Annotated in this window: 7 protein-coding genes and 1 tRNA gene; 6 read left to right on the top strand and 2 right to left on the bottom strand. The window is 66.3% G+C overall.

The annotated features are described in order from the left end of the window. The 6 genes from AC2VOG_RS16195 to AC2VOG_RS16170 all read left to right on the top strand — a co-directional run. Nucleotides 1-852 (top strand): acyl-CoA dehydrogenase family protein (locus tag AC2VOG_RS16195; RefSeq protein ID WP_486940890.1); only part of this gene is annotated, 852 nt, incomplete at its 5' end. A gap of 58 nt (nucleotides 853-910) precedes the next feature. Beyond that, the gene (locus tag AC2VOG_RS16190; RefSeq protein ID WP_486940889.1) at nucleotides 911-1,414 is read left to right on the top strand and encodes a MaoC family dehydratase; all 504 of its coding nucleotides are present in this window, start codon (nucleotides 911-913) and stop codon (nucleotides 1,412-1,414) included. Further along, nucleotides 1,414-2,232: an HpcH/HpaI aldolase/citrate lyase family protein gene (locus tag AC2VOG_RS16185; protein WP_486940888.1), complete on the top strand. Its 819-nt coding sequence runs from the start codon at nucleotides 1,414-1,416 to the stop codon at nucleotides 2,230-2,232. The genes AC2VOG_RS16190 and AC2VOG_RS16185 overlap by 1 nt, the downstream gene beginning before the upstream one ends. 56 nt (nucleotides 2,233-2,288) lie before the next feature. Beyond that, nucleotides 2,289-3,380 (top strand): pyruvate dehydrogenase (acetyl-transferring) E1 component subunit alpha, encoded by a 1,092-nt coding sequence (pdhA, locus tag AC2VOG_RS16180; RefSeq protein WP_486940887.1) that lies wholly within the window; start codon nucleotides 2,289-2,291, stop codon nucleotides 3,378-3,380. Then, a complete protein-coding gene (gene bkdB / locus AC2VOG_RS16175; protein WP_486940886.1) occupies nucleotides 3,380-4,411 on the top strand; it encodes a 3-methyl-2-oxobutanoate dehydrogenase subunit beta in 1,032 nt (343 codons plus the stop codon). Before pdhA ends, bkdB begins: the two co-directional genes overlap by 1 nt. Next, nucleotides 4,408-5,553 (top strand): dihydrolipoamide acetyltransferase family protein, encoded by a 1,146-nt coding sequence (locus AC2VOG_RS16170; RefSeq protein WP_486940885.1) that lies wholly within the window; start codon nucleotides 4,408-4,410, stop codon nucleotides 5,551-5,553. The genes bkdB and AC2VOG_RS16170 overlap by 4 nt, the downstream gene beginning before the upstream one ends. Here the strand turns inward: AC2VOG_RS16170 and AC2VOG_RS16165 are convergent. Both AC2VOG_RS16165 and AC2VOG_RS16160 read right to left on the bottom strand, forming a co-directional pair. Beyond that, the gene (locus AC2VOG_RS16165; protein WP_486940884.1) at nucleotides 5,550-6,299 is read right to left on the bottom strand and encodes an enoyl-CoA hydratase; all 750 of its coding nucleotides are present in this window, start codon (nucleotides 6,297-6,299) and stop codon (nucleotides 5,550-5,552) included. The genes AC2VOG_RS16170 and AC2VOG_RS16165 overlap by 4 nt on opposite strands. An 80-nt stretch (nucleotides 6,300-6,379) precedes the next feature. Then, nucleotides 6,380-6,453 (bottom strand) — tRNA-Arg (locus AC2VOG_RS16160). Nucleotides 6,454-6,475 lie beyond the last annotated feature (22 nt).

Below are 6,475 nucleotides of genomic sequence, written 5' to 3'. Positions count from 1 at the left end.
TACCGGTTCGGCACCGACGCCCAGAAGCGGGAATGGCTGCCGCAGTTGGCAAGTGGCGCTGCTCTGGGTGCCTTCGGCCTCACCGAGCCCGGCGGTGGCACCGACGCCGGCGCGACCAAGACCACCGCCCGACTCGACGACGGTCAGTGGGTCATCAACGGCTCCAAGCAATTCATCACCAACTCCGGCACCGACATCACCAAGCTCGTCACGGTTACCGCGGTGACCGGTGACCGGGACGGCAAGAAGGAGATCTCGTCGATCCTGGTCCCGGTGCCCACGTCAGGGTTCATTGTGGAGCCGGCTTACAACAAGGTGGGCTGGAACGCCTCGGACACCCACCCGCTCAGCTTCGACGACGTGCGGGTGCCGCAGGAGAACCTGCTGGGTGAACGCGGCCGCGGCTACGCCAATTTCCTGCGCATTCTCGACGAGGGTCGCATCGCGATCGCCGCGCTGTCCACTGGCGTCGCGCAGGGTTGCGTCGACGAAAGTGTCAAATATGCGCGCGAGCGTGAGGCGTTCGGGCAGGCGATCGGGCGCTACCAGTCGATCGCGTTCACCATCGCGCGGATGGAAGCCCGCGCGCACACCGCCCGCACCGCCTATTACGACGCCGCGGCACTGATGCTGGCCGGTAAGCCCTTCAAGAAGCAGGCGGCGATCGCCAAGCTGGTCGCCAGCGAGGCGGCGATGGACAACGCCCGAGACGCCACCCAAATTCACGGCGGCTACGGCTTTATGAATGAATTCACTGTGGCCCGGCATTACCGGGACAGCAAGATTCTCGAGATCGGCGAAGGGACCACCGAGGTGCAGCTGATGTTGATCGCCCGCGAGGTGGGCCTGTGAAGTCGAGTGAGCGGAACGATCGGTAGTGAGTGACGGGAACGAGACGAACCTTGGGTCTGTGGCGAACGGTGATCAGCCGCTACGCGAGGTAGTCCAACGCGGCTTGTGGTTCGAGGAGTTCGAGACCGGCGTGCGCTATCTGCACCGCCCGGGCCGGACCATCACCGAAGCCGACAACGTGTTGTTCACGACTCTGACGATGAACACCCAGGCATTGCACCTGGATGCCGCCTTCTCCGACGCGCTGCCGCCGTTTAACCAGCGGCTGGTCAATTCGATGTTCACGCTCTCGACGCTGGTGGGCCTGTCGGTTGCGCAGCTGACTCAGGGAACCATCGTCGGCAATCTCGGGTTCTCCGAAATCGCCTTCCCCAAACCGCTTTTCCACGGCGATACGCTCTACGCCGAGTCGGTCATCGTCGAAAAACGGGCATCGAAGAGCCGGCCCGGCGAGGGCATCGTCACGTTCGCGCACACCGGCCGCAACCAACACGGCGACGTCGTCGCAACCGCCACCCGTAAGACCATGGTGCGGATGCGGCCGGAAGGGCCGGGCGACTGATGGGTTTGAGCAACCCCGGTCCGGCCTGGCTTTTCTGCCCGGCCGACCGCCATGAACGCTACGAAAAGGCCGCAGCGGCAGCCGACGTCGTGATCCTCGATCTCGAGGACGGCTGCGCGGCCGCCGACCGGCCCGCCGCGCGTAAAGCGTTGGTCGACGTCCAACTCGACCCGTCGCGAACGGTGGTGCGGGTCAACAAGTTCGGTACCGAAGATCAGGAACGGGACCTGCAGGCGCTGAAACGCACGCCCTACGACACTGTCATGGTGCCGAAATGCGAAGCGGTCGAGCACATCAGCGCGCTGGCGCCGCTCAATGTGATTGTGCTCGTTGAGTCCCCGTCGGGCGCGCTGGCCGTCACCGAGACCGCTCGGGTCGACAACGCGATCGCGGTGATGTGGGGCGCCGAAGACCTGTTCGCGGTCCTGGGTGGCACGGCCAACCGCTACCCGGATGGCAGCTACCGCGACGTGGCGCGCCATGTCCGCTCGCAGTCGTTGCTGGCGGCGAAGGCGTACGGCCGGTTGGCGCTGGATTCGGTCTATCTGGACATCAAAAACCTCGATGGATTACGCGGTGAGGTCGACGACGCGGTCGCCGTGGGCTTCGACGCGAAGGTTGCTATCCACCCGAGCCAGCTGCCGGTGATCCGGGCTGGTTACGCCCCGTCCCCGGACCAGGTGCAGTGGGCGCGACACGTTCTCGCGGCGGCCGTCGATGAGCGCGGTGTGTTCGCGTTCGAGGGCATAATGGTGGATGCGCCCGTGTTGCGGCGAGCCGAGCGGATCGTGCACCTGGCAGGTGAAGCCGGCTCGTAGCAGCCTCGTACCGGGGTTTGCTGTGACCCGCCGCACGCCTGCGCGGAGGAGGCGGCATGACCGAGGTCTCTCACCCGCCGATGGCGGTCGATCTCGAGCCGGTGCAGCTGGTCGGCCCGGACGGAGAGCCGACCGTGGAGTCGCGCTACAGCCGTGAACTGCCCGCGGAGACGCTGTGCTGGCTCTACGAGATGATGGTCGTCACCCGTGACGTGGACGCCGAATTCGTCAACCTCCAGCGCCAGGGTGAACTGGCCCTGTTCGCATCGTGTCGCGGCCAGGAGGCGGCTCAAGTCGGCGCCACCGCGTGTTTGCGCAAGACGGACTGGCTGTTTCCGCAGTATCGCGAGTTGGGCGTTTACCTCGTCCGAGGGATCGCACCCGGCCAGGTGGGCGCGGCCTGGCGTGGAACCTGGCACGGTGGAATGGATTTCACCGCCAAGCACTGCGCGCCGATCTCGGTGCCGATCGGCACGCAGACGCTACACGCCGTCGGCGCCGCGATGGCCGCGCAACGCCTCAACGAGGATTCGATCACGGTCGCCTTCCTCGGTGACGGGGCGACCAGCGAGGGCGACGTCCACGAGGCGCTGAACTTCGCGGCGGTATTCACCGCGCCGTGTGTGTTTTACGTGCAAAACAATCAATGGGCGATCTCGGTGCCGCTGCGCAGTCAGACCGCGGCGCCGTCGATCGCGCACAAGGCAATTGGATATGGCATGCCCGGCGTCCGGGTCGACGGCAACGACGTGCTGGCCTGCTACGCGGTGATGGCCGAAGCCACCGCCCGCGCCCGCGCCGGCGGTGGGCCGACGCTGATCGAGGCCGTCACATATCGCCTTGGCCCGCACACCACCTCCGACGATCCGACGCGCTACCGCAGCCAAGACGAACTGGACCGATGGCAGGCGCGGGACCCGATTCCGAGATACCGCGCTTACCTGGAAGGCCGGCGGCTGTGGACCCAACGGTTGGAGGACCGGATAGCCGCGCGCTCGCGGCGACTGCGCGCCGAGTTGCGGGAGGCGGTGCTCGCGGCACCCGATATCGACATCGACGAGGTGTTCACCTCGGTGTACGCGGAGATGACGCCGGGTCTCGAGGCCCAACGTCGGCAGTTGCGCGCTGAGATGCTCAGGGAGGCATGATGACTCAGATTGCAGAACCGCCTACATTCCACCCGGAGATCGTGCCGGAGACAACGGCGCTGACCATGGTGCAGGCGCTCAATCGCGCGTTGCACGATGCGATGGCCGCCGACGACAAGGTGCTGGTCTTCGGCGAGGACGTCGCCGCATTGGGCGGCGTGTTCCGCGTCACCGAGGGTTTGAACGCCACGTTCGGGTCGCAACGCTGCTTTGACACCCCGCTGGCCGAATCCGCGGTGATCGGCATCGCGGTGGGCTTGGCGCTGCGCGGATTCGTACCCGTTCCCGAGATCCAATTCGACGGATTCTCCTATCCCGCTTTCGATCAGGTGGTCAGCCACCTGGCGAAGTATCGAACCCGCACTCGTGGCCAGGTCAACATGCCGGTCACGGTGCGCATCCCGTCTTTCGGTGGTATCGGGGCTGTCGAGCATCACTCGGAATCCACCGAGTCGTATTGGGCGCACACGGCCGGGCTGAAAGTTGTTGTACCGTCAAATCCCTCGGATGCCTACTGGTTGTTGCGGCATGCCATCGCGTGCCCGGATCCGGTGATGTTCTTAGAACCCAAGCGACGGTATTGGGCGCGCGAAGCCGTCGACACCACGTTGCCCGCGCCGGGCATCGGGCGGGCCGCGGTGCGCCGTGCCGGTACCGACGTCACCGTGCTCACCTACGGCGGCCTGGTCGGCACCGCGCTCGCATCCGCGGAAATTGCTGCACGGCAGCATGGGTGGAGCTTGGAGGTGGTCGATCTGCGCTCATTGGTCCCGCTGGACTTCGACACTGTGGCCGCTTCGATCCGCCGCACCGGACGGTGTGTGGTGCTGCATGAAGGCGCTCGAAGTCTGGGCTACGGGGCAGGCTTGGCCGCCCGCATCCAGGAGGAGTTGTTCTACGAACTCGAAGCGCCGGTGTTGCGCGCCTGCGGATTCGACACCCCGTACCCACCCGCGCGATTGGAAAAGCTCTGGCTGCCCGGGCCCGATCGGCTGCTGGACTGCGTTGAACGCGCGCTGGGGCAACCATGACCGATGACCGCATCAAGGTGTTCGTCGTTCCCGATCTCGGCGAGGGACTGCAAGAGATCACGCTCACCTGCTGGCAGGTCGGAGTCGGCGATGACGTCGAACTCAACCAGCCGTTGTGCTCGGTGGAGACCGCGAAGGCGCAGGTCGAGATTCCCAGTCCGTACGCGGGTCGCATCGTCGAGATACGGGGAGCAGAGGGTGAGGTGCTGCCCGTCGGCTCAGTTTTGGCCCGCATCGACAGCGAACCGTCGGCGACCAACGGGCATCGCAAGCCGGTATTGGTCGGCTACGGCGCCGACGACGCGCTCGACACCAGCCGCCGACGTCGCAAAGCGAAGCCCAGCGTCCGCAAGCTCGCGGCCGATCTGCTGGTGGATCTGAACGAGGTGCCGCCGGGGCCGGACGGGCTGGTCAGCCGCGATGCGGTGCTGGCCGCTGCCGGAGTCGGGGCCGACCGACCCGGTGTCTCCTCCGACGTTCTTCCGGTCCGCGGCGTCCATGCGCAGATGGCCGAGCGAATGACGCTGTCGCGCAGCAAAATCCCAGACGCGCATGCGAGCGTTGAGGTCGACGGCTCGGCGCTGCTGCGGCTTCGTGATGAGGTGTTCTCGCCATTCGTGCTCACGCTGCGGATGTTGGTGATCGCGTTGTCGCACAACAAGATCCTGAACTCCACCTGGGTGGAAGACGTCGACGGAGCGCAGGTGCACTCGCGCCACGCCATCAATCTGGGCTTCGCGGTCGCGACCTCGCGCGGCCTGCTGGTGCCGGTGGTCGCCGACGCGCAGCACATGACAACCAGGCGCCTTGCCGAATGCGTGTCCCGGCTGACCCGCGATGCCCGGGCCGGCACGCTGACGCCGGCTGAGCTGACGGGGTCCACGTTTACCGTGTCGAACTTCGGAGCTCTCGGCCTTGATGATGGCGTCCCCGTGATCAACTATCCCGAGGCCGCGATCCTCGGCATGGGATCGCTGAAGCCGCGGGCGGTAGTGGTCGACGATGCCGTCGTCATCCGTCCCCAGATGACGCTGACGTGTGCGTTCGATCATCGAATTGCCGACGGCGCCAACGTCGCTCAGTTCCTCTGCGAGTTGCGGGGATTGATCGAGTCGCCGGAGACGGCGCTGCTCGACCTTTAGCGACGCTGGGCCGCAGCCAGTCGCGCCGCGAACTCCGGTGACCGAATCGAGTGGGCCTGCGGCCCGAGTTCGGTGTCCTTGGCCTGCTCGTGCTGGTCGATATCCAGCGACCCCGGGGTCGCGGTGGCCCGCATGGTGGCTTTGGTCGCGAGCACCACGTCACGCGGAGCGGCCGCCGGTCCGGCGGCCAACTCCAATGCGGCGGCCACCGGGTCGTCGGCGACGCTGAGTGCAAGGCCGTGCCGCACAGCGGATTCGGCGTCGAACCGCATGCCGAACAGCAGCGCCGCGCGAGCGACCTGGGGGCCGACCCCGCGCTGCAGCATCCACGTCGCGCCGCCGCCAGGGTGAATTCCCAACTTCTGAAAGCGGGCGTCGAACAACGCTTGTGGACCCGCGATACGAACGTCGGCGGCCAGCGCAAGGTTGAGGCCCGCACCCACCGCCGGGCCGTTGACCGCCGCGATCGTCGGCAGCGTGCATTTGCCGACAGCCATGAATCCGTCATAGAGGCGGCGCAATCCCTCTTCGGCCGCGCTGCCTAGCGCACTGAGATCCGCTCCGGCGCAGAACGCCTTGCCGGCACCGGTCACCACCACGGCGTGTACATCGGAGTCGGCTTCCGCGCATTCCACGGCCGCGCGCAACTGTGCCGACATGTCGCTGGTGACCGCATTGCGGCGATCGGGGTCGTTGACGGTGATCAGCGCGACGTGGCTGTCGACGCGGTAAAGGACCAGGGACATCGGGCACCTCCGGGGGCTCGGGTTTCGTCCGAGGATATGCGCCACATGTATCTCATCGGCAACAGTGGCACCTGCCACAGTGCCCCCGGCAGGACTCGAACCTGCGACCACAAGATTAGAAGTCATGTGCTCTATCCAGCTGAGCTACGGGGGCTGACGACTCCAGGCGCAGGTCA

This window comes from Mycobacterium sp. TH-M11 (assembly GCF_057473725.1).
The sequence above is the reverse complement of the archived record's forward strand: the minus strand, read 5'-3'. Positions and strand labels throughout refer to the sequence as shown.